This is a genomic window from Arthrobacter sp. 260, assembly GCF_013116745.1.
Classification (GTDB): Bacteria; Actinomycetota; Actinomycetes; order Actinomycetales; family Micrococcaceae; genus Arthrobacter_D.
The window spans coordinates 1-240 of the sequence record NZ_JABFOE010000100.1; the positions used below are offsets into that span (position 1 = coordinate 1).

A 240-nucleotide genomic window follows, 5' to 3' on the forward strand; every position below is an offset into this window, starting at 1 on the left:
GCGCGACTTTGCCGCGCCAGATTTCGTTGGTGAGTTCGAGCAGTGATGCCGGAGCGCCGAGCACCGTCTCGGCCCGTTTCTGCGCAGATTCAGCTTCGAGCCGAGGCGGTGCTCGGCGCTCCGCGACAAAATTCGTGTTGATGACCACGCGGCGGCTGCGGTAGCCGAAGGCGGCCCAGCCGTTGGTTTCGCGGAAGATGTTTTGCCCGGAGAGTTGGCGCGTGCGCATCTCTTCGTTGC

The 240-nt window shown here is 64.2% G+C and carries 1 protein-coding gene; it reads right to left on the reverse strand.

Annotation, left to right across the window (positions count from 1 at the left end; genetic code table 11):
- Nucleotides 1-240, reverse strand: a 240-nt coding sequence (locus HMI57_RS18495; protein WP_171587441.1) for a hypothetical protein, incomplete at both ends; no start/stop codon positions are given.